This window comes from Streptomyces sp. Edi2 (assembly GCF_040253635.1).
In the GTDB taxonomy this organism is placed as follows: domain Bacteria; phylum Actinomycetota; class Actinomycetes; order Streptomycetales; family Streptomycetaceae; genus Streptomyces.
The window spans coordinates 2,185,044-2,207,066 of sequence record NZ_JBEJGX010000003.1; the positions used below are offsets into that span (position 1 = coordinate 2,185,044).

At 72.2% G+C, this 22,023-nt stretch carries 18 protein-coding genes; 5 read left to right on the top strand and 13 right to left on the bottom strand.

Translation table 11 applies throughout. The annotated features are described in order from the left end of the window. Window positions 1–18: 18 nt before the first annotated feature. The 5 genes from ABR737_RS13055 to ABR737_RS13075 form a co-directional block, all read right to left on the bottom strand. Window positions 19–3,138, bottom strand: a complete 3,120-nt coding sequence (locus ABR737_RS13055) for an endo-alpha-N-acetylgalactosaminidase family protein (RefSeq protein ID WP_350250345.1) — start codon at window positions 3,136–3,138, stop codon at window positions 19–21. Between the two features lie 228 nt (window positions 3,139–3,366). Continuing rightward, the gene (locus tag ABR737_RS13060; RefSeq protein WP_350250346.1) at window positions 3,367–4,608 is read right to left on the bottom strand and encodes a sensor histidine kinase; all 1,242 of its coding nucleotides are present in this window, start codon (window positions 4,606–4,608) and stop codon (window positions 3,367–3,369) included. Further along, window positions 4,605–5,288, bottom strand: coding sequence for a response regulator (locus ABR737_RS13065; RefSeq protein WP_350250347.1), 684 nt, complete (start codon window positions 5,286–5,288; stop codon window positions 4,605–4,607). The genes ABR737_RS13060 and ABR737_RS13065 overlap by 4 nt, the downstream gene beginning before the upstream one ends. A gap of 217 nt (window positions 5,289–5,505) precedes the next feature. After that, entirely contained in the window at window positions 5,506–5,682 is a 177-nt protein-coding gene (locus ABR737_RS13070) for a hypothetical protein (protein WP_350250348.1), read from the bottom strand. A 298-nt stretch (window positions 5,683–5,980) separates the two neighbouring features. Further along, entirely contained in the window at window positions 5,981–6,790 is an 810-nt protein-coding gene (locus ABR737_RS13075; RefSeq protein ID WP_350250349.1) for a S1 family peptidase, read from the bottom strand. A gap of 265 nt (window positions 6,791–7,055) precedes the next feature. Here ABR737_RS13075 and ABR737_RS13080 point away from each other — a divergent pair, with 265 nt between their 5' ends. Beyond that, window positions 7,056–7,952 (top strand): hypothetical protein, encoded by an 897-nt coding sequence (locus tag ABR737_RS13080; protein ID WP_350250350.1) that lies wholly within the window; start codon window positions 7,056–7,058, stop codon window positions 7,950–7,952. 58 nt (window positions 7,953–8,010) lie between these two features. Here the strand turns inward: ABR737_RS13080 and ABR737_RS13085 are convergent, their stop codons facing one another. The 3 genes from ABR737_RS13085 to ABR737_RS13095 all read right to left on the bottom strand — a co-directional run bounded on the left by ABR737_RS13085 (window position 8,011) and on the right by ABR737_RS13095 (window position 10,520). Continuing rightward, a complete protein-coding gene (locus ABR737_RS13085) occupies window positions 8,011–8,772 on the bottom strand; it encodes a hypothetical protein (protein WP_350250351.1) in 762 nt (253 codons plus the stop codon). A gap of 82 nt (window positions 8,773–8,854) precedes the next feature. After that, complete coding sequence (locus tag ABR737_RS13090) at window positions 8,855–9,550, bottom strand: alpha/beta fold hydrolase (RefSeq protein ID WP_350250352.1); 696 nt, start codon at window positions 9,548–9,550, stop codon at window positions 8,855–8,857. Between the two features lie 235 nt (window positions 9,551–9,785). Next, a complete protein-coding gene (locus ABR737_RS13095) occupies window positions 9,786–10,520 on the bottom strand; it encodes an MBL fold metallo-hydrolase (protein WP_350250353.1) in 735 nt (244 codons plus the stop codon). A gap of 208 nt (window positions 10,521–10,728) precedes the next feature. Here ABR737_RS13095 and ABR737_RS13100 point away from each other — a divergent pair, with 208 nt between their 5' ends. Both ABR737_RS13100 and ABR737_RS13105 read left to right on the top strand, forming a co-directional pair. Beyond that, window positions 10,729–11,217, top strand: coding sequence for a hypothetical protein (locus ABR737_RS13100; RefSeq protein WP_350250354.1), 489 nt, complete (start codon window positions 10,729–10,731; stop codon window positions 11,215–11,217). Window positions 11,218–11,296: 79 nt separating this feature from the next. Then, window positions 11,297–11,773, top strand: coding sequence for a PPOX class F420-dependent oxidoreductase (locus ABR737_RS13105; RefSeq protein ID WP_350250355.1), 477 nt, complete (start codon window positions 11,297–11,299; stop codon window positions 11,771–11,773). Between the two features lie 125 nt (window positions 11,774–11,898). Here the strand turns inward: ABR737_RS13105 and ABR737_RS13110 are convergent, their stop codons facing one another. Next, complete coding sequence (locus ABR737_RS13110; protein ID WP_350250356.1) at window positions 11,899–12,621, bottom strand: SDR family NAD(P)-dependent oxidoreductase; 723 nt, start codon at window positions 12,619–12,621, stop codon at window positions 11,899–11,901. A gap of 68 nt (window positions 12,622–12,689) precedes the next feature. Here ABR737_RS13110 and ABR737_RS13115 point away from each other — a divergent pair, with 68 nt between their 5' ends. Continuing rightward, complete coding sequence (locus ABR737_RS13115) at window positions 12,690–13,271, top strand: MarR family winged helix-turn-helix transcriptional regulator (RefSeq protein WP_350250357.1); 582 nt, start codon at window positions 12,690–12,692, stop codon at window positions 13,269–13,271. On the opposite strand, the gene ABR737_RS13120 is transcribed toward ABR737_RS13115, so the two are convergent. Continuing rightward, the gene (locus ABR737_RS13120) at window positions 13,249–14,046 is read right to left on the bottom strand and encodes an ArsR/SmtB family transcription factor (RefSeq protein WP_350250358.1); all 798 of its coding nucleotides are present in this window, start codon (window positions 14,044–14,046) and stop codon (window positions 13,249–13,251) included. The two genes, ABR737_RS13115 and ABR737_RS13120, sit on opposite strands and share 23 nt — an antisense overlap. A 67-nt stretch (window positions 14,047–14,113) precedes the next feature. Between ABR737_RS13120 and ABR737_RS13125 the strand changes: the two genes are divergently transcribed. Further along, window positions 14,114–14,686: a flavin reductase family protein gene (locus ABR737_RS13125; RefSeq protein ID WP_350250359.1), complete on the top strand. Its 573-nt coding sequence runs from the start codon at window positions 14,114–14,116 to the stop codon at window positions 14,684–14,686. A gap of 138 nt (window positions 14,687–14,824) precedes the next feature. Here ABR737_RS13125 and ABR737_RS13130 read toward each other — a convergent pair whose 3' ends face one another. From ABR737_RS13130 to ABR737_RS13140, 3 genes are all read right to left on the bottom strand, one after another. After that, on the bottom strand, window positions 14,825–16,285 hold the full coding sequence (locus ABR737_RS13130) for a glutamate synthase subunit beta (protein ID WP_350250360.1): 1,461 nt from the start codon (window positions 16,283–16,285) through the stop codon (window positions 14,825–14,827). Continuing rightward, window positions 16,278–20,891: a glutamate synthase large subunit gene (gltB, locus tag ABR737_RS13135; RefSeq protein ID WP_350250361.1), complete on the bottom strand. Its 4,614-nt coding sequence runs from the start codon at window positions 20,889–20,891 to the stop codon at window positions 16,278–16,280. Before gltB ends, ABR737_RS13130 begins: the two co-directional genes overlap by 8 nt. Before the next feature lie 289 nt (window positions 20,892–21,180). Continuing rightward, window positions 21,181–21,912 (bottom strand): VIT1/CCC1 transporter family protein, encoded by a 732-nt coding sequence (locus ABR737_RS13140; RefSeq protein WP_311623412.1) that lies wholly within the window; start codon window positions 21,910–21,912, stop codon window positions 21,181–21,183. Window positions 21,913–22,023 lie beyond the last annotated feature (111 nt).

A 22,023-nucleotide genomic window follows, 5' to 3' on the forward strand; every position in this document is an offset into this window, starting at 1 on the left:
CCGCCGCCCCGGGGCGCGTCAGATTTCGCGTACCTCGAAGGAGTCCAGGACGAACTCCGCGGTGGCGTCGTCGGCCACCTTGCGCAGCCCCACCCATGCCTCGCCGTCGGCCGGTGCGGTGAACTCGTAGGTGTGGGTGGCCGGTTGGGTGGCGACGGGCAGCGGGGTGCGGGTCAGTTCGCGGGGGGCGGGTGTGTCGACGGCGGTGACCCAGGCGTACTGGCCGGCCTGCTCGTTCTCGTAGCGGAAGGTGACGCGGTAGCGGCGGCCGGGGGTGAAGCGGACGGTGTGCGGAACCGTCCGGTGGACGAGTCCGGTGTTCTCGCCGCGTGACTTGAGCGACTGGCCGCCGTCGATGACATCGTCGATGGCCTTGCCGTTCCAGCCGCGCCGGGTGAACGGGGCGTGCCGCTGGGCGATATGGGTGCGGGGGTCGGTGCTGCCGCCCGCGTCGCCCTTGACGAAGACGCCCCAGCCCTGGGGCACGTGCTCGAAGTCCTCGTAGGCCAGGGTGCCCTGCTTGGTGGTGGGCCGGGCCGGTACGACGCGGAGGTTGTCGAACCTGACCCGGGCCCGGCCGGCCGCCGCGGTGAGGGTGAGGGTGACCGGGCCGCCGCCCTCGGGGACGGTGAAGTGGGTGAAGAGGCGCTGGAAGCGGGTGCCGGACTTGCGGTCGGCGGCGACGTAGTTGCCTGCGGTGGAGGTGTCGGTCCAGTTGGCGGCGGTGACGCCGTCGGCGGTACGGACCTCCAGGGCGGCCCGCCGCCGCTCCCCCGCCGTGGCGCCGACCTCGACCTGCACGGAGGCGGCGTAGCTGCCGGGGGCGAGCCGGGCGAGTCGTTGGGCGACGGTGGCGGCGGCGCCGGCGTCGATGACCAGCTCGTAGTCGCCCAGCTTGCTGAGTTGGACGGAGGCCGGTCCGGTGACCTGCCGGTCGGCCAGGTTCCCGGAGTGGAAGCCGGGGTCGGTCAGGGGTGTGCCCTCGCCCCAGACGGGGTCGCGCTGCGCCGGGGCCTTGGCGCGGTGGACGACGTAGGCGACGCCGGGCCGGGCGGTGAGGGTGATCCGGCCGCCGCTGACGGGGAGCCGGGTTTCCTGGGTGCGGCCCTGGTCGGTGAGCCGGTAGGCGTAGACGGCGGCCGCGCCCGCCCAGCCGCGCGGCAGGGTCCAGGTGGTGGCGCCGCCATGGGGGTTGTAGTGGTAGAGGCGGTGCGGGTCGGTGGCGCGGCGGGGTTCCCAGGGCAGCAGGTAGGTGCCGTCGTCGTAGACCAGCCGGCCGTCGGTGGTGATCTTGCGGGTGCCGTCGGCGTCGCTGACGGAGGTCTTGGTGGGGCCCTCGAAGGTGATCTCGTGCGCGCCCCAGGTGCGGATCGGGTACGCCTGCAGGTATTTGGCGGGCAGGGCGTCGGTCCAGATGATCGTGTGGAAGGCGTTCCAGTCGGTCTTGCCGACCCAGCCCTCGAAGTTGCCCATCCGGGCGTTGCCGAGCAGGGTGGGCCATTTGTCGGCGAAGACGTCCTTGTGGTCGTTGCGCAGGAAGCGGATCAGCCGGGAGTTGATGCCGCGGGAGGTGTCGGGGCCGTAGTCGGTCTCGTTCGCCCAGTGCGACCAGAGGGCGGAGCGTTCCAGGCCGTGGCCCCATTCGGTGGCGACCTGCCAGCCCTGGTCGCGCAGCTGGCGCTGGAGGCGGTCGGAGTTCCAGCCGGACTCGCGGAAGACGTCGATATAGACGGTGTTCAGTGCCGGGTCGGTCTCCTTGCGCAGCTGCGCGAAGCGCCGGGCGATGTCGCCGGAGACCAGATCGCGGCGGGCGTCGATGCGGTAGGACTGGTCGAGCCAGTCCCACTGCTTGTCGTTCTTGTCGACCAGCTTCTCGGAGAAGGCATGGGCGACGGGGTAGGACTCGGTGGCGTTGACGTGCACCGCGAAGTCGCTGTTCCACTTCTTGCCGGCGCGGAGCAGGGCGTTGAGGTCGGCGAGGCCGCCGGCCCGGGTGTTGTAGTTGCCGCCGTAGTCGGGGTGGGCGGAGTCGTGGCCTTCGGACTGGTAGCCCTTGAGGAGGGTGAACTGCCGCAGCCCGTCGGTGGCCAGGGCGATCCGTTTGATGTGGTCGAGGGTGGCGAGGAACGGGTTGGTGGCCTGGCTGGCGAAGTTGAACGGGATGTGCGGGACGACCCGCAGGTGCTGTTCCCCGGCGCCCAGCGGCATGACCATGATGTCGCGCAGCGCGATGGCGGCGTCCTGCCAGTCGGTCTTCCCGTCGCCGTTGCGGTCGCCGGTGACGATGACGGTCGCGTACGGCAGCGGGTCGGTGGCGAGGGGGGCGCCTCCCGCAGTGGAGGAGGAGTCGGGAGTGGGGGACGGCTGCCCGGCCGCCCGGTGGGTCCACTGGCCGCAGGACAGCTGGGCCTTGACGAAGCCGTCGCCCTTGACGGTCTGCCGCCAGAGGCGGCCGTTCTCCCAGGTGGTGGCCCCGGCGGGCTTGTCGTAGCAGGTGTTGGTCTCGACGGCGCCGGCCAGCGCGTCGGTGGCGACGACGGCGTAGGCGCATCCGGTGGGTGCGGCGTCGGCGGGGGTGGCGTCGGTGACCTGCACCAGGGTGTCGCCGCTCTTGGCCTTGTCCAGTTCGATCCGGGCGGCCAGCAGGGCGGCGCCGGGCTGGTCGCTGCGGACGCTCAACAGGGCGAGGCCGGGGATCTCCAGGGTGCCGACGCGCAGCGCCGGGGTGTCGGTGATGCCGGTGACCCGCCAGGTCGTGCGCCGGTCCCGGACGGCGATCTCGACGGTGATCCTGGTGCCGCCGTCGAAACCGAGGGTGTAGGTGGCGCGGTCGGCGCGGGTGCGGTGGGTGACACGAGGGGTGTGGGCGGTGCCGTCGAGGAGGACCTGGGTGACCGGGGTGTCCTGGCCGTGCAGGACGGCGCCGGTGGCGCGGTCGGTGTAGGAGACGATCCGGGGGAAGGCGGTGTCGACCCGGACCTCCAGCGTGTCGGACCGGAGCACCGCCTCGCCGCCGCGGGGTGCGGCGGTGGCGGGGTGCGCCCCGAGCGGGAGGGCGCCCGCCGCCCCGGCGAGCGCGGTGGCGGCGACGACGTTTCTGCGGCTGGGCCCGCGCGGGGCGCCGGTCTGTTCGTTCACGCGCACGTCCTCCTTCGTACCTGCACTGCCTGTCGGCGGACAGCGTGCTGCGCGTGCGGGTGGCGCGCCTATGGACAAAGGAGGGGCAGGTGTTGGACAGATGTGGGGTGGCGTCGGGGGTGGCGGGGGCGGGAAGCGGGGCGATCGGACGCCCGTACGGCGGAAGGCGTGTGGCCCGTACGGCGCGAAGCCGGTGCGACCCGTACGGCCGGTGCGGCCCGGGTGGCCTCAGGCCGTCGCCCCGCTGTCGAGGGGCAGTACGGCGGTGAGTTCCCAGCCGCCCTCGGCCGCGGGGCCCGCGAGGAGGCGTCCGCCCATCGCCTCGGCGCGTTCGGTGAGGCCGGCCAGTCCGAAGCCGCCGCCGCGGGCCTGTTCGCCGAGGCGGGCCGGTCTGCCGCCGTCGTTGGCGATGCGCAGCTCCGCCCCGAAGGGGACGGGCCGCAGGCCGATCCGTACCGCCGTGGCGTCCGCCGCGTGCTTGCGGACGTTGGTCAGCGCCTCGCGGACGATGCGGTAGACCGCCGCGGCCACATCGTCCGGCAGCGTCTGTGCCAGCCCGGTGTCGACGGAGAGGACGACCGGCGGGCCGGTGCGGGCGAACACCTCGGTCAGCGCCCGGACCTCGGCGAGCCCGGCGACCGGGTGGGGGTGTGCCCCGTCCTCGCGCAGGACCCGCACCAGCCGGCGCGTCGCGACCAGCGCCTCGCTGCCGGAGGCCTCGATCCGTTCGAGGGTGGCACCGGCCGGCCGGCCTTCGAGCGCGGTGAAGCGGGCGGCGCGGGCCTGGACGACGATGCCGGTGACATGGTGGGCGACCAGGTCGTGCAGCTCCCGCGCCAACTCCAGGCGCTCGGCGGCCCGGACGGCCGCGAGATCGCGCAGCCGCCGGGCGTCCTGCCGGCGCAGGATCGCCGCATACACGGCGACGACCACGGTGAGCACGGCGGAGACGACGGTGAACAGCCCCGGCCGGACGTCCCGCAGCGGGGCGAGCACACAGGCCAGGCCCAGCAGCGAGCCGAGGACGGCGGCGGTGCGGCCGGGCGCCCGGCGGACCACGGCGCTGAGCAGGACGAGCAGGGCGATGCCCTCGCCCAGGCCCCACACGTCCCGTGCGTGCGGTCCGGCGATCAGCGCCGCCGACGCGGTGAGGGAGACCGCGGCCGCGGTCCACACACGGCCGGTCAGCGGGATCCGGTCGGAGGGCACCGCGCACAGACCGGCCACGATGCCGGCGGCCGTGACGATCAGGTGCGGCCGGGCGGGCTGAGGTGCCGTCGCCAGAGCCTCCAACCCGACGAGAAGCAGCAGTACCACCGCGAGGGCGGCCCGGGCGGCGACGGCTTGCCGCGGAGGGGTCTTCGCCCACCGTGCCGGCCGGCTGCCCGGCGCGGCCCACCGGGCGCGCACCGGGACACGGCCCGGGACGCGCCGTGTCCCGGTGCCGGTGCGCTCGCCGTGCTCGCTCACGGGCCGCCGGAGGACAGACCGCTCTGCCAGGCCCAGAAGGCGATCTCGACCCGGTTGCGGGCGGCCAGCTTGATCTGCACGTTCGCCAGATGGGACTTGACCGTGGACAGCGACAGGTACAGGGCACCGGCGATCTCGGCGTTGGTCCGGCCGCCGGACAGCGCCCGGACGACGTCCCGTTCGCGTCCGGTCAGCGGCTCGGAGGGGGTGCGGGCCGCCGCCCGGCCCTTGCCGCCGTCCGGAGACCGCTCGCGCAGCAGCCGCGCGGCGACCGAGGGCGAGAGCAGGGAGTGGCCGACGGCGGCGGCCCGTACGGCCTCCACGAGCAGCGCAGGGCTGGCGTCCTTGAGCAGAAAGCCCGAGGCGCCCCCGTCCAGCGCGCCGTGCACATATGCGTCCAGGTCGAAGGTGGTGACGATGACGATCCCCGGGGTGTGCCGGCCCTCGGGGCCGCCGGGCGTGCGCTCGGTCAGCCGCCGGGTGACCTCCAGTCCGTCGGTTCCGGGCATCCGGATGTCGAGCAGCAGCACATCGGGGTGCAGCCGCCCGACGGCCGCGAGGGCGGCCTCGCCGTCGGCGACCTCGGCGACGACCTCGATGTCGGGCCGGCTCTCCAGCACCGTCCGGAAGCCCATCCGGACCACTTCCTGGTCGTCCGCGATCACCACACTGATCGGCATGTCGTTCCTCCTGGGCGCCCTCGGGGTCGCGGGCCCGTCTGCGTCTCCCGCCGGGCGGCGTCACCGTCTCCCCTCCGGACGGCGTGTCGTTCTTCCCTCCGGGCGGCGAGTCGTTCTCCCCTGCGGGCGGCGAGTCGTTCTCCCCTGCGGGCGGCGGTGTTCGGGCCTCCGCCGCGGCCGGGGACGGCCCGGTGCGCCGGCGGCGGGGGCCCGCCGGTCAGCTCTGGGCCGCGTTCGGGTGGTCGTCGGCCGGCAGCTCGACGGCGTCGTGCGGGCCGCCGAGCAGCACATAGGCGAGGGTCGCCGCGGAGGCGGCGAGGAGCAGCGCGGCGAGGACGGTCGCTCGGTGGCCGCGGTCGGGTGCCGGGGGTCGGGGGCGGGGCTCGGTGCTCATACCGTTCACGGTAGGAAGCCGTCGCGGGGTGGCCCATAGGCCGTCCGGTCATCCGTGACGGCACAAGACCCGGCCGCAGGCACGAGCTTGGTCCCGCGGCGGACGGACCAATGGCCGTGGCGCGAAGGGACGAAGGTCCCGGGCCGGGGCCGGGGGATTCGGACCGGCGCAAAGCCCGGGGATCCACCGTGGATCCCCGGGCCCTGCGTGCAGGTGGTGCGGTTCGCGTGCGTGGTGCGGTTCATGTGCGCGTGCTACGGATCGCGTACGCGGTATCCGGATCGCGTACGCGACGCCGTCAGCCGCCCAGTTCGCCCGCGGCCTTCTTGATGTTCGCGGCGAAGGTGCTCACCTCGCTGTAGACACCGGGCTTGCCGGGGCGTGCGCAGCCCTCGCCCCAGGAGACGATGCCGACCTGGAGCCACTGCCCGGCGTCGTCCTTGCGGAACATCGGGCCGCCGGAGTCACCCTGGCAGGTGTCGATGCCGCCGGTGTCCAGCTTGCCGGCGCAGATCTCGTCGCCGGGCGTCAGCTGGTCGCCGTAGGCCTTCTGGCAGGCGGCGTCGTCGACGAAGGGCACCGTGGCCTTGAGGAGGTAGCGCTGCTGTTCGCCGCCCTCCTTGTCGGCGCCCCAGCCGGCGATGGTGAAGTCGCCGTTGTTGAGCTTGTCATCCTCGGCGATCTTCAGTGTGGGCTGGTCGACCGGCTTGGCGAGCTTGATGAGCGCCCAGTCCTTGCCCTTGCCGTTGTAGCCGGGGGCCTGGAGGACCTTGGTGGAGTTCACCTTGACGGCGTGCGAGTCCTCCAGGTCGGCCACACCCGCGGTGGCGGTGATGGAGGTGTTGTCGCCGCTGCCGTCGACACAGTGCGCCGCGGTGAGCACGATGTCCTTGGCGTACAGGGCGCCGCCGCAGCCCATCGACAGCCGGACCATGAACGGGAATTCACCCTGGCCGGCCTTGGTCCCGCCGACGACCTTGGTGTGGACCGAGCCGGACGGACCCGCCGAGGGGGCGGCCGAGGCCGAGCCGGGCTGGAGGCTGACGGCGGCCAGAGCGACGGCGCCGAGGGCAAGGGATCTTCTGAGGGGCTTCCGGTAGCTGCGCAACGGGCTTCCTTTCGTGGGGGGTTGCACGTCGATGACGAGCCCATGCCAACACCGGAGCCGGACGTGGCCGCCGCGAAAGGTGTGTGGAGGACGGCCGCACGCCGCAAGGCGACCGGACCCAGTGGGGGATGAGTCCGTAAAGCGCCCTGTGATTATGTGGAGTGGCCGATCCGGGTGACAAGAGTGCGCATCCGGCCAACTCGCGTACCCCACAGGCCCCGTACGGCCCATACCGGACGTTCCCGGCCCCCCGTACAGTGGCCGGGTGACCACGGGCGGCAGTGAGATCGAGCACGGATACCCGCATCTCGACACGGTGCGTGCGGCCGTCCATGCGCTGTTCAAACGCCTGTCGTACGACACGGTGAGCACCTTTGCCACCAGCGTGCTGCCGGTCGATGTGGCCTTCGACGAGACCGAGGATCTGCACCTGGGGGCGCAGCGGGTCGCCCGGGCCATGCTCCGACAGCTGCATCTGCCGGACGCCAGGACCGTCATCACCTTCCGGGAGATGGAACACGCCGCCGCCGTCGAACTCACCGCGGGGCCCGAGTACTTCATCGAGCTCAACGACCGCTTCAAGACGCACCGCAAGGACATCGGCGCCGCGCTGGCCCATGAGGTGATGCATCTGTTCCTGCACCGTCTGGACCTGTCGTTCCCCGGCACCCGGGACAACGAGATCCTCACCGACACCGCGGCCGCGTACCTCGGCGCGGGCTGGCTGCTGCTGGACGCCTACCGCGAGCACGGCCCGTTCTCGCAGAAGCTCGGCTATCTGACGCCGGAGGAGTTCGGCTATGTCCTTGCCCAGCGGGCCGAGTTCTTCGGCGAGGACCCGTCGCCGTGGTTCACCAGCCCGCAGGCGTACGACGCATACACGGCGGGCGCGGCACGGGCCCGCCGGGACGCCCGCCGGGCGCCGCTCGCCGCCGCCGGCTGGGCCGCCCGGCTGCGCTACGCCAAGGACCGCCGGGCGGCGCAGGATCCGCGGCGCACCGGCCGCCCGCCCGCCACCGCCGACTACACCTTCGAGGGCGGCCCGCCCCTGCGGGTGTCCTTCCCCTGCCCCGCCTGCCACCAGCGGATCCGCGTCCCGGTACGCGGCCGCCTGCAGGCCCGCTGCGGGCTGTGCAAGACGCTGCTGGACTGCGATACGTGACGGAGCGGCGGCCGGCGCCCCGGCTGCCTGCCGGCTCCACCGGGTTCACTGCCGCCCCTCACCGCCAGGCGTGCGGAGACCGGTAGTGATTACGGTGGCCGGCCCTCAGGACCTTGTGCAGTTCCGTCAGGTGCTCGGTGCCGGCCGGGAGGTCCAGTTGCTTCAAGAGCGCGGCTGCGGGCTCGGGTTCGAGGTCTCCGTAGACATCGTGGTAGCTGCCGAGGAGACCGCGGAACAGCGCAAGGTGAAGGTCAGGTATCCCCGCCGCCGTCCGGTAAGCCGACTGCTTGACCGGCCAGGGCACGGGTCCCGAGGCTTTGAGAACACGCCGGGCGCGGCGCAGCAACGGGCCGCGGGCCGGGCCGGCAGGTTCCTCCTGGGCGGGCAGCGAGGCGAGGTCGTTGCCCAGCACCTCGGCGAATGCGGTCGCCGCCGTGTCCCGGTCCTCGAACCAGTCCACCCAGAGCGAGTAGAGCAGCGCCTCGGGCTCGGTCACCGCCTCCAGCCGCAGCCGGCAGGCATCCCAGAATGCCTGGGCCGGCAGGGGGTTGTGCTTATCCGCGAGAGCGAGGCCGATCTCCATCGTCACCCAGTACTCGCCGAGCAGATCCAGCAGCCCGAAGGCGGTCCGCAGCCGGGCGTTCGCCTCCAGCGCGGGATCCTCCAACGCCACACTCGTCCAGGTGTGCGCCACCTCGTTCGGCGTCAGTACCGCCCCAGGGGAATCGTCCTGCCGCCAGGCATCGCTGCTGACTTGCGTCACCCCTGCCTCTGCCAGCCAGCGCCGGGCACGCTCCGCATCGTCCTTTTCGTTCACCATTCGGCAAGTATGCGGCGGCACACGGCACGTACGGGGCGGCAGGGCTCCTCCCGGCACAACCGGAGCCCCTGGCGGGCGCCCCCTAGACCCACCCCTCCAGCCCCGCCATGAAGCCGTCGAAGTCGTCGCGGTGGATGGTGTGGCCGACGCCGGGCACCGTACGGACCTCGAAGCCGCGGCCGGTCAGCGCGTCCGCCGCCTGTTCGGAGAAGAGGAACCCCTCCCCCGCGAACTGCACCAGCGACGGGACGACCGGCTTCTCGGGCACATGGTCATGGCGGTGCACGGCGGACAGCGCGAGGGCGGTGGCAGTGTCCCACTGCGCGATGGTGGCCAGTTCGATGTCGAGATCGGTGTCGTTCCAGCGCGGGTTGAAGGTGCGCAGCATCGCCCGGTCGGCCCGCTTGAACGCGACGAACAGGGCCGGGTCGACGGGCTCCTGGAACCTGGGGAACGACCAGGCGGGATCGCTGTAGACGGCCCGCCGTGGCTGCAGCCGCTCCACCGCCAGGGACAGCGCCAGGCCGCCCAGGGAATGTCCGATGACGACCTCGGGGGTGGCGGGCAGGGTCTCCACGAGGTCTTCGGCGTACCGCTCGGTGTCGTAGTCGCCGCGCGGGCTGCGGCCGTGGCCGCGCAGGTCGACGGCGATGACGCGATAGCCCCGGTCGGCGAGCGCGGGAGCGACGCGGTGCCAGGTGCGGTGATCGGACATCAGCCCGTGGACCAGCACCGCGGTCCGCTCGCCGGTGCCCCACTCGTGGGTGTGCAGCTGCATGCCCCTGTCTCTCCTCGTATCCCGCGCTCGCCCGCCTTGCCGGTGTTCCCGATGCGGTTGCCCGACCCTGTTGGCCTGGGCCGGTTGGCCTGGGCCGGTTGCCCCACCCGGTTGGCCCCGGGCCGGTTGCCCGGCCGGGGAACACCCGCGCGAGGTTACCCGGGTCGGCAGGCGTGGGGGGTACGCCGCGCCCCGCTCGGGCACCGTTCCGCCGCCCCCGCGCGCCCTGTTTGCCTCAGAGCCAGTCCGTCTCCGGCGTGGCGGCGGCCAGTACGTCCCGGGCGCCGGTGCGCAGGGGTACGCCGTGCGGTACGCAGACCGTGTCGACGTCATCGAGGGCGGCGAGCCGCCGGAAGGACGCGATGGCCTCCTCGCGTGCGACGTTGAAGGGGCCGAGGACCGCGCGGCGGCCGTCGGGGTCGGTGCCGATGATGTCGCCGGGGAAGAGCAGCCGGCTCGCGGGGAGGTGCAGGGCGATCCCGCCGGGGGTGTGGCCGGGGACGTGCAGCACCCGCACCTCTTCCCCCCAGCCGTCGAGGGTGTCCCCGTCGTGCAGGACGGTATCGACCTCGGCGTGGCGCAGCGGCGGCGTCCCGGCGGCCGCCAGGTCCGCCATGATCCCTTCATGCAGGGCCTGTTCCGCGGGGGTCGGCACCGGCGCGGGTTCGGGGGCGGTGCCACGGATGTACGGGGCGTCGAGCGCCCCGGCCAGGACGCGGGCGCCGGTGGCGGCGGCCAGGTCGGCGGCGGAACCCATGTGGTCCAGGTGGGAGTGGGTGAGCACGATCTGCCGCAGCTGCTGTGGCCGGCCGCCGAGCCGGGCAAGGGCGTCGAGGATGGCGGGGGCGGAGCCGGGGAGGCCGGTGTCGACCACCGCGTAGCCGTCGTCGGGGAGGGCGGCGAGGTACACGTGCCCGACGGGGAACGGGAGTTGCCAGACGGTGGGGGTCAGCTCGGTGAGGGTGTCCATGGCCCGGACGCTAGCGGGCGGACGGTCCGCCGCCACCGCTGTTCACCGTGGGCGGACCGGGTTTCACCGTGAGCGGAGCGGACGGCGAAGAGGCGCCTCCCTGGCCCCGGCGGCATCGGCATCGGCATCATCCACGGCAACGGCGGAAAGCGGCCGGAACCTGTCTTGCGCCCGGCACGTCCCATCCGTGACACAAGGAGGCAATGTCATGCGAGGATCCCACCTCTCCCGCACCCGTACCTTCACCGCCGTGCTCGCGCTGGCGGCGGCCGGCGCCGTCGCACTGTCCGGCTGTGGCCAGAACCAGCAGAAGGTGACCCCCGCGGTGCCGCCGAAGAAGCAGGACGAGTTCGAGCGGCGCGCGGATCAGATCGTGCACGACTGGCCGAAGGTCTCCCCCCTTCACGGCCGCCGGCAGGCGCTGATGCCGCTGGTCTCCGCGGAGCGCCCCAAGAAGACGGGGGTGCGGGAGATCACCGTCACCGTCGGGCACAGCGCCTGCGACGTCCGCTTCGGGGCACGCAGCCATGAGTCGAAGGACCTGGTGGTGATCACCGGCTGGGGCAAGCGGAAGAGCGCCAAGGGGATGTGCACCGAGCAACTGGCCACCGACAAGGTGACCGTGCACCTCAAGAGCGCGCTGGACGGCCGCAAGGTCGTCGACGCGGCGACGGGCAAGCAGCTCCTCAAGGGCTGACCGGCGGTGCGGCGTGAGCGCGCGCCCGCTCCGCGGTTCGCGTGCGCGCGCACTCCGCCCACCCCCTAGGCTCACCCGCATGAGCCCTTCCATCGCCCGCAACACCCGTGTCGAGCTGCCCGGACTGCTGGAGTTCGTCCGCCCCCGTCACCGCGCGATCCTGCTCACCCGCCGCGGCGACGGCACGCCGCAGGGCTCGCCGCTGACCTGCGGGGTGGACGACTCCGGGCGGCTGGTCATGTCGACGTATCCGGAGCGCGCCAAGGTCCGCAACGTCCGCCGGGTCTCTTCGGTCAGCGTCATCGTGCTGTCCGACGAGTGGAACGGCCCGTGGGTGCAGATCGACGGCGAGGCCGAGGTCATCGACGCCCCGGATTCGGTCGAGCCGCTTGTCGAGTACTACCGCAACATCGCCGGGGAGCACCCGGACTGGGACGAGTACCGGGAGGCGATGCGGCAACAGGGCAAGTCGCTGATCCGGGTGACGCCGCTGCGCTGGGGACCGGTGGCGACCGGCGGCTTCCCGGCCCGGCTCGCGGAGGACGGCGACGCGTAGCCCCGTCCCGCCATGGCCCGTCCCGCCATGGCCCGGCGCGCGGACGGGGCCTGCCCTAGCCGGGCCGCACCCCACCGCGCCCCGCCCCGCCCCGCCGCGCCGCGCCGCGCCGCGCCTGGGAAGCCTCAACGGGTGCCGCGGGTACCGCCGTTGACGTTCAGCACCTGGCCGGTGATGTGCCGGGCCGCCGGTGAGGCCAGGAAGGCCACTGTGCCGGTGATGTCGGCGGGGGACCCTGCGCGGCCCACCGCCGCGGCGGCCACCAGGTGGTCGCGCCGTTCGTCGGTGAGCTGGTCGCGGAAGAAGTCGGTGCCGGCGATATACCCGGGCGAGACGACGTTGGTGGTGATGTCGCGGGGGCCGAGCGTCCGGGACAGCCCGATGTTCCAGGAGGCGAGGCCGGCCTTGGCGGCTCCGTAGGCGCCGTTGCCGTGGTCGGCGGCGATCGATCCGAGGTGGACGACCGCGCCGCCTTCCGCGAGCCGGTCGTCCAGCGCCCTGGTGGTCAGCGCGGCGCTGAGCAGGTTGGCGTCGAGGTTGGCACGGAAGTTGCGGGCGTAGGCCGCCAGGTCGGTGGCGTCGTCCGCGTCGAGGTCGGTGTTGCCACCGGCGTTGTTGACCAGGACGTCGATCCGCGCGGGGAGCCCGGCGAGCAGCGCGGTGAGCGCCCGGGGGTCGGTGTGGTCGCACACCAGGGGGCGCACGGTCCGGCGGCCGGCCGCCGTCTCGTCGAGCGGGCCGGGGCGCCTGCCGGTGACGATGACCTCGTCGCCGGCGTCCGCGAAGTGGTGGGCGACGGCGCGTCCGATGCCGGTGCCGCCGCCGGTGACCAGGATGGTGCGTGACATATGCTGAGCTCCGTCCATCACGTTCAGGTCTAAATTTAGAGCTGAACGTACCACCTCCGGGAGGGCCCGTGACAAGAGATTCCGAGGCGGGGGACGGCTCCGGCCACCCGGCGGCCCCCGCTCCCCCGTATCCCGTCGAGGAGATCGCCGCCGCCTGGGAGCGGGAACGCCCCGGCACCCCGGTCTCCTCCATTGGCATCGTGACGCCGATCTGGCAGCTGGCGAAGCTGCTGGGCGACGACCGGCGCCGGGTGCTGGCCGCCGCCGGGATGGACCCGGCCACCCTCGATCTGCTCAGCGTGCTGCGCCGCAGCGGCGCGCCGTACACCTTGACCACCCGTGAACTCAGCCGCCGCTCCCTGGTCACCGCCGGGGCGATCTCCCAGCGGGTGACCCGCGCCGAGCGCGAGGGGCTGGTCACCCGGCGGCCCGGCGAGGGCCGCCCCCGCACGGTCCTGGTCGAGCTGACCCCGGCCGGCCACGAGAAGGTCGAGGCCACGGTCGGCCAAGTACTGCACCGCGAGGCCGAGTTGACCGACGGCCTGACCCCCGGGCAGCAGACGCAGCTCGCCGGGCTGCTGCGGATCCTGCTCCAGGACGCCCAGCGCAAGCTCGGCGACGACCGGATCAGCCAGGTCGGCGGGGACTGAGCGCCCCGGGGGCGCCGGACGGGGGCGGGGCGAAGGTGAGGGAGGGGAACAGCGCCTCGTCGGGCAGTCCGAGCTGCGCGCGGAAGGCCGTACGGCCCGCCGCGGTGACGGTGAGGATGCGGGTGGCAACGGCCTTGACGACCCAGCCGTGCTCCAGGGCGTGCCGGTAGAGGGCGGCGCCGACCGCGCCGGAGAGGTGCCGGCGGCGCACCGTCCAGTCGAGGCAGGTGCGGACATGAGCCCGGTGGGCGGCCGACGGCCCGGCGTCGGGGATGCCGAGGGCGGTCAGCCAGCCGGCCCCGTCCACGGTCAGCACCGGGCCGTAGTCCCGCCCCAGCAGGCCGCGTTCGGTCATCGCCTCGACGATGGCGACGCCGAGCGCACCGGCGATGTGGTCGTAACACGTCCGGGCGTGGTGCAGGGCCCTGCGGTGGTTGGCCTCGGCCAGGGAGCGGACCGGGACCTGGCGGTAGGGCGCCAGGCCGGCAAGGTTCTCCAGGGTTTCCGCGGCCTCCGGTCCGGCCAGGCGTACGTAGCGCCGCCGCCCCTGCCGTTCCTCGGCGAGCAGGCCTCCGGCGACCAGGAGGTTGAGGTGTTCGGTGGTGGTGGAGGGCGCCACCGCGGCGTATTCAGCCAGTTCACCGGCGGTCCAGGCGCCGCCGTCGAGCAGGGCCATGCAGATGGCGGCACGGGTGCGGTCCGCGAGCAGCGCCGCCAGGGCAGCCAGATCGGGGGTCTCCGCGACGCTTTCCTGATCGGCGTCCCATCGTTTCATGTACACAGAGTAACCTCTGATAACATTTCGGTGAGCACCGAATCAACCGGCTTCTATCCTCTAGGCCATGAAAGTCGCGCTGGAGAAGAGCAGTTCGGTCGTCCCGGCGCTGCTGTCCACGGAGAACGACGACGGGACATTCGTGCTGGTCGAGCTGCGCATCCGGTGGGAGCTCGGCCCGGTCGTCAGCGTCTGGCTGCCGGCCCGCGGCCGGACCGCGCGGAATCTCGCGGTGCGCCCTGACGTGGTGTTCAATCTGCCGCCGGACGAAACGGGGACCGAAGAGGGGGCGGGCGGCATGCCCTGCTCCGCGGAGGCGCCGTGGACGGAGCCGTCCGACTTGGTACGGCCGCCCCGACTGGCGCACTGCCCGGTGCAGTTGGAGGCCCGACGGGTCGGGGAGCGGACGGTCACGGACGGGGCGTGGACGCAGATCGAGGCGCAGGTGCTGCGGGTGCATGCCGATCCGCGGTGGGTGGTGCCGGTGAGCGGCCCGGCGACGGGGCTTACGACCTGGCATCCGCCAGTGCACGATTTCCGGCCGTCGGGCACTCCCCCGCCACCGGCCGTACCGGCGCCCGCACGGGAAATGGCCCGGCAGTTGGGGCGGCGCTTCCCCGCCGGGAGCGGTGGCGCGTAGGGCACCCGGGGCGCCGGGCCCGGTCCGGGGGACCGGGCGCGACGGCACAGGCCCGCGGCGCCTGCCCTCCCGGTCGGGGGAGGGGGACAGGCGCCGCGGTTGTTCCGTACGACGTTGTACGGGACATCAGGGGACGGATCACACGGTCAGTGCGCGATCCGTCGGCTTGATGGGAGCCGGCAGGGCGCTGACTCCGGTCAGGAAGTGGTCCACGCCCTTGGCCGCGGAACGGCCCTCGGCGATGGCCCACACGATCAGCGACTGGCCGCGGCCGGCGTCACCGGCGACGTACACGCCGGGGACGTTGGTGGCGAAGTCCGCGTCGCGGGCGATGTTGCCGCGCTCGTCGAGCTCCAGGCCGAACTGCTCGACCAGGCCGTTCTCCCGGTCGGTGCCGGTGAAGCCCATGGCGAGGGTGACCAGCTGGGCCGGGATCTTCCGCTCGGTGCCGGGCTTCGGCTCCGGGCGGCCGTCCTTGAACTCCACCTCGGTCAGGTGCAGCCACTGGACGTTGCCGTCCTCGTCGCCCTCGAAGTGGGTGGTGGACACGGAGTAGAGCCGGTCGCCGCCCTCCTCGTGCGCGGAGGTGACCTTGTAGAGCATCGGGAAGGTCGGCCAGGGCTGGTTGGCGTTCCGCTCGTCGCCCGGCTTGCCCATGATCTCCAGCTGGGTGACCGAGGCCGCGCCCTGGCGGTGGGCGGTGCCGACGCAGTCCGCGCCGGTGTCGCCGCCGCCGATGACGACCACGTGCTTGCCCTCGGCGCTGATCGGGGCAACGGTCAGGTCGCCCTCCTGCACCTTGTTGGCGAGCGGCAGGTACTCCATCGCGAAGTGGATGCCGTTCAGCTCGCGGCCGGGCACCGGCAGATCGCGGGAGGTGGTGGAACCGGCGGCGATGACCACGGCGTCATAGCGCTTGCGCAGCTTCTTGGCGTCGAGGTCCCGGCCGATCTCCACCTCCGTACGGAACTTGGTGCCCTCCGTGCGCATCTGCTCGATGCGGCGGTTGATGTGGCGCTTCTCCATCTTGAACTCGGGGATGCCGTAGCGGAGAAGACCACCGATACGGTCCGCGCGCTCGTAGACGGCGACGGTGTGGCCGGCCCGGGTCAGCTGCTGGGCGGCGGCCAGGCCCGCGGGGCCCGAGCCGATGACGGCGACGGTCTTGCCGGACAGGCGCTCGGGCGGCTGCGGGGTGACGTCCCCGTTGTCCCACGCCTTGTCGATGATCGAGACCTCGACGTTCTTGATGGTCACCGGCGGCTGGTTGATGCCCAGCACACAGGCGGACTCACAGGGCGCGGGGCACAGCCGGCCGGTGAACTCCGGGAAGTTGTTGGTCGCGTGCAGCCGCTCGCTGGCCTCGGTCCAGTCCTCGCGGTACGCGTAGTCGTTCCACTCGGGGATGAGGTTTCCGAGCGGGCAGCCGTTGTGGCAGAACGGGATGCCGCAGTCCATGCAGCGCGAGGCCTGCTTGCTGATGATCGGCAGCAGGGAGCCGGGCTGGTAGACCTCGTTCCAGTCCTTGACGCGCTCCTCGACGGGGCGGGTCTTGGCGACCTCGCGCTCGTGGTTCAGGAAGCCCTTGGGGTCAGCCATTGGTCGCCGCCTCCATCATCTTCTCGTGGGTCTCGGACTCGGAGAGTCCGGCCTGCTCAGCGGCGTCCTTGGCGACGAGCACTGCCTGGTAGGTGGGCGGGATGACCTTGCTGAAGCGCGCGGCTGCGGCATCCCAGTCGGCGAGGAGCTTGGCGGCGACGGTGGAGCCGGTCTCCTCCTGGTGGCGCTGCACGACGTCGTGCAGCCACTGCTTGTCGTCGTCGTTCAGCGGATTCACCGCATCGACGAGCTCCTTGTTGACGTTGGCCGGGTCGAGGTCGATGACGTAGGCGAAGCCGCCGGACATACCGGCCGCGAAGTTACGGCCCGTCTCGCCCAGCACGACCGCGTTGCCGCCGGTCATGTACTCGCAGCCGTGGTCGCCGACGCCCTCGGAGACCACCGTGGCGCCGGAGTTGCGGACGCAGAAGCGTTCGCCGACCCGGCCGCGCAGGTACAGCTCGCCGCCGGTGGCGCCGTAGGCGAGGGTGTTGCCGGCGATGGTGGAGTACTCCGCCAGGTGGTCCGCGCCGCGGTCCGGGCGGACGACGACCCGGCCGCCGGAGAGGCCCTTGCCGACGTAGTCGTTGGCGTCGCCCTCCAGGCGCAGCGTGATGCCGCGCGGCAGGAACGCGCCGAAGGACTGGCCGGCCGAGCCGGTGAAGGTGATGTCGATGGTGTCGTCGGGCAGGCCCGCGCCACCGAACTTCTTGGTGACCTCGTGGCCGAGCATGGTGCCGACGGTCCGGTTGATGTTCCGGATCGCGATCTGTGCCCGGACCGGCTGGGCGTCCTCGGCGGTGTCCGCGGCCAGGGCGTCGGCGGCGAGCTTGATCAGCTCGTTGTCGAGCGCCTTCTCCAGGCCGTGGTCCTGCTCGATGACCTGGTGGCGCACCGCGCCGTCGGCCAGCTCGGGGACGTGCAGCAGCGGGGCCAGGTCCAGCCCCTGCGCCTTCCAGTGGTTCACGGCGCGGGAGGTGTTCAGCAGATCGGCGTGGCCGATGGCCTCGTCCAGGCTGCGGAAGCCCAGCTCGGCGAGGATCTCCCGGACCTCTTCCGCGATGAACTGGAAGAAGTTGACGATGTACTCGGCCTTGCCGCTGAACCGCTCGCGCAGCGCCGGGTTCTGGGTGGCGATGCCGACCGGGCAGGTGTCCAGGTGGCACACCCGCATCATGATGCAGCCGGAGACGACCAGGGGTGCGGTGGCGAAGCCGTACTCCTCGGCGCCCAGCAGGGCGGCGATGACGACGTCGCGGCCGGTCTTGAGCTGGCCGTCGGTCTGCACCACGATGCGGTCGCGCAGGCCGTTGAGCAGCAGCGTCTGCTGGGTCTCGGCCAGGCCGAGCTCCCAGGGGCCGCCCGCGTGCTTGAGCGAGGTGAGCGGCGAGGCGCCCGTACCGCCGTCGTGGCCGGAGATCAGGACCACGTCCGCGTGCGCCTTGGAGACACCCGCGGCGACCGTGCCCACGCCGACCTCGGAGACCAGCTTCACGTGGATGCGGGCCTGCGGGTTGGCGTTCTTGAGGTCGTGGATCAGCTGAGCCAGGTCCTCGATGGAGTAGATGTCGTGGTGCGGCGGCGGCGAGATCAGGCCGACGCCCGGGGTGGAGTGCCGGGTCTTGGCGACCCACGGGTAGACCTTGTGGCCGGGCAGCTGGCCGCCCTCGCCGGGCTTGGCGCCCTGGGCCATCTTGATCTGGATGTCGTCGGAGTTGACCAGGTACTCGGAGGTCACACCGAAGCGGCCGGAGGCGACCTGCTTGATGGCGGAGCGGCGCGCCGGGTCGTAGAGACGGTCCGGGTCCTCGCCGCCCTCACCGGTGTTGGACTTGCCGCCCAGCTGGTTCATGGCGATGGCCAGCGTCTCGTGCGCCTCCTGGGAGATGGAGCCGTACGACATGGCGCCGGTGGAGAAGCGCTTGACGATCTCGGACGCCGGCTCGACCTCCTCGATCGGGATCGAGGGGCGCTCGGAGGCGAAGGAGAACAGGCCGCGCAGCGTCATCAGCCGCTCGGACTGCTCGTTCACCCGGTCCGTGTACTGCTTGAAGATGTCGTAGCGGCGCGAGCGGGTGGAGTGCTGGAGCCGGAAGACGGTGTCCGGGTCGAAGAGGTGCGGCTCGCCCTCGCGGCGCCACTGGTACTCGCCGCCGATGTCCAGCGCGCGGTGCGTGGCGGCGATGCCGGAGGCCGGGTAGGCCTTGGCGTGCCGCGCCGCGACCTCCTTGGCGATGACGTCCAGGCCGGCGCCGCCGATCTTGGTGGCGGTGCCGTGGAAGTACCGGGCGACGAACTCCTCGTCCAGGCCGACGGCCTCGAAGACCTGCGCGCCCCGGTAGGAGGCGACGGTGGAGATGCCCATCTTGGACATCACCTTCAGGACGCCCTTGCCGAGCGCCTTGATCAGGTTCTTGATGGCGGTCTCGGCCTCGACACCGGGCAGGAAGGTGCCGGCACGGACCAGGTCCTCGACCGACTCCATGGCCAGGTACGGGTTGACGGCCGCGGCACCGAAGCCGATGAGCAGTGCGACGTGGTGCACCTCGCGCACATCGCCGGCCTCGACGAGCAGACCGACCTGGGTGCGCTCCTTGGTGCCGATGAGGTGGTGGTGGACCGCGGCGGTCAGCAGCAGCGACGGGATCGGCGCGTGCTCGGCGTCCGAGTGGCGGTCGGAGAGCACGATCAGCCGGGCGCCGTCGTCGATGGCGGCGTCGGCCTCGGCGCAGATCTCCTCGATCCGGGCGGCCAGCGACTCGCCGCCGCCGGAGACCCGGTAGAGGCCGGAGAGGGTCACGGCCTTCATGCCGGGCATGTCGCCGTCGGCGTTGATGTGGACGAGCTTGGCCAGCTCGTCGTTGTCGATGACTGGGAAGGGCAGGGTCACGCTGCGGCAGGAGGCCGCGGTGGGCTCCAGGAGGTTGCCCTGGGGGCCGAGGGAGGAGATCAGCGAGGTGACCAGCTCCTCGCGGATGGCGTCCAGCGGCGGGTTGGTGACCTGCGCGAAGAGCTGGGTGAAGTAGTCGAAGAGCAGCCGGGGGCGCTCGGAGAGCGCGGCGATCGGCGAGTCGGTGCCCATCGAGCCGATGGGCTCGGCGCCGGCCTTGGCCATCGGGGCGAGGATGACGCGCAGCTCTTCCTCGGTGTAGCCGAAGGTCTGCTGGCGGCGGGTGACCGAGGCGTGGGTGTGCACGATGTGCTCACGCTCGGGCAGGTCGGCGAGCTCGATCAGACCGGAGTCCAGCCACTCCTGGTAGGGCTGCTCGGCGGCGAGCTGTGCCTTGATCTCGTCGTCCTCGATGATGCGGCCCTCGGCGGTGTCCACGAGGAACATCCGGCCGGGCTGCAGGCGGCCCTTGCGGACCACCTTGGCGGGGTCGATGTCCAGGACGCCGACCTCGGAGGAGAGCACGACCAGGCCGTCGTCGGTGACCCAGTAGCGGCCGGGGCGCAGGCCGTTGCGGTCGAGGACCGCGCCGACCTGGACGCCGTCGGTGAAGGTGACACAGGCCGGGCCGTCCCAGGGCTCCATCATCGTGGAGTGGTACTGGTAGAAGGCGCGCCGGGCCGGGTCCATGGCGGGGGAGTTCTCCCACGCCTCGGGGACCATCATCAGCACCGAGTGCGGCAGCGAGCGGCCGCCGAGGTGAAGCAGCTCCAGGACCTCGTCGAAGGAGGCGGAGTCGGAGGCGTCCGCGGTGCAGACCGGGAACAGCCGTTCCAGGTTCTCGGCGTTCTCCTTGCCGAAGAGCTTGGTGGCGAGCTGCGACTCGCGGGCCCGCATCCAGTTGCGGTTGCCCTTGACCGTGTTGATCTCGCCGTTGTGCGCGACGAAGCGGTACGGGTGGGCGAGCGGCCAGCTCGGGAAGGTGTTGGTGGAGAACCGCGAGTGGACCAGCGCGACGGCGGTGGCGAAGCGGCGGTCGGACAGGTCCGGGAAGAAGGGCTCCAGCTGGCCGGTGGTCAGCATGCCCTTGTACACAATCGTCCGGGCGGACAGCGAGGGGAAGTAGACCCCGGCCTCCCGCTCGGCGCGCTTGCGCAGCGCGAAGGCCTTGCGGTCCAGCGCCAGGCCGGTGTTCACGCCGTCGCTCACGAAGATCTGGGAGAAGGCGGGCATGGTGGCGCGGGCGCCGTTGCCGAGCAGCTGCGGGGCGACGGGGACCACCCGCCAGCCGATGACGTCCAGGTCCTCTTCACGGGCGATCGCCTCGATGCGGGCGACGGCATCGGCCGCTTCCCGGGCATCGGACGGCAGGAAGGCGATGCCGACGGCGTAGGCGCCGGCGTCGGGGAGCTCGAAGGTGACGTTCTCGCGAAGGAATGCGTCCGGCACCTGGAGCAGGATGCCGGCGCCGTCGCCCGAGTCGGGCTCGGAGCCGGTGGCACCGCGGTGCTCCAGATTCGTCAGGACGGTGAGTGCCTGCTCGACCAGTGCGTGGCTGGCCTCGCCGGTGAGGGTGGCCACAAAGCCGACGCCACAGGCGTCGTGCTCGTTGCGCGGGTCGTACATGCCCTGCTGGGCAGGGCGGCCGTCCATGGGCGACCAGGCGGCGGCGCTGGCGCTGCTGGTGGTCGCGGAGTGCGTGGACGCGAAACGCATCGGCTCTCCCAACGTCGTCGTGGCATAGGCGTTGCCGAGGGACGACGTTGGCCCTCCGCGAAATTTCGTGCAGGTTACAGGATGACTCCCTTCTCAAAAAGCGAAAAGGGGCTTCCAACATGCGGACACCGCACGGGCGGTGAGTCAGTGCACGGACGGAATCCAGGCCGTCCCACAAGGCGGCGTTCGGCGAGCGACGTTGCCCGCGACGCCTGGGCCTTATGCCCGGTCGTCAACAAACCGAAACCGCTGGGTAACGCGGTAATTATGCAGTCACCCGTATGACACGTCAGCCTACGACGGTTCCGAACAGTGCTCCCAGGGCGTACGTCACACCCGCGGCCGCGCCGCCGAGAGCGAGCTGCCGCAGCCCGCTGAACCACCAGGAGCGGGCCGTCACCCGCGCCACCACGGCACCACAGGCGAACAGCCCGACCAGCGCGAGCAACACCGCGGGCCAGATCGCGGACGCCCCCAGCAGATAAGGAAGGACAGGCAGCAGCGCGCCCAGCGCAAACGATCCGAAGGAGGAGACCGCGGCGACGGTGGGCGAAGGAAGGTCGGACGGGTCGATACCCAGCTCCTCGCGGGCATGGATCTCCAGGGCCTGCTCCGGGTCCCTGGACAGCTGAGCCGCGACCTGCCGGGCGAGCGCCGGCTCGACCCCGCGGGACTCATAGAGTGCCGCCAGCTCCTCCAGCTCGTCCTTCGGGTGCTTGCGCAGCTCGGACCGCTCGATGTCCAGCTCGGCCTGCACCAGCTCACGCTGCGAGGCGACCGAGGTGTACTCCCCCGCAGCCATCGAGAAGGCGCCGGCGGCCAGCCCCGCCAGGCCGGTGATGATGATCGTCTGCTGCGACAGCGCACCGCCGGCGACACCCGTCATCAGGGCGAGGTTCGAGACCAGCCCGTCCATCGCGCCGAAGACGGCGGGGCGCAGCCAGCCGCCGTTCACATCGCGGTGGGTGTGGTTGTCGCGGTGGGCGACGTGCGTCGGCGCCGCGGCATCCATGATCTCCATGACGGACATATCGGTACCTACTCCCTGCAACGAGGTGTGGGCCGATGGCGGCACTTCCCCCTCCAACACCTCGAAGTTATGCGCCCATTACCCTCCGCCGCTAGCAAGGAA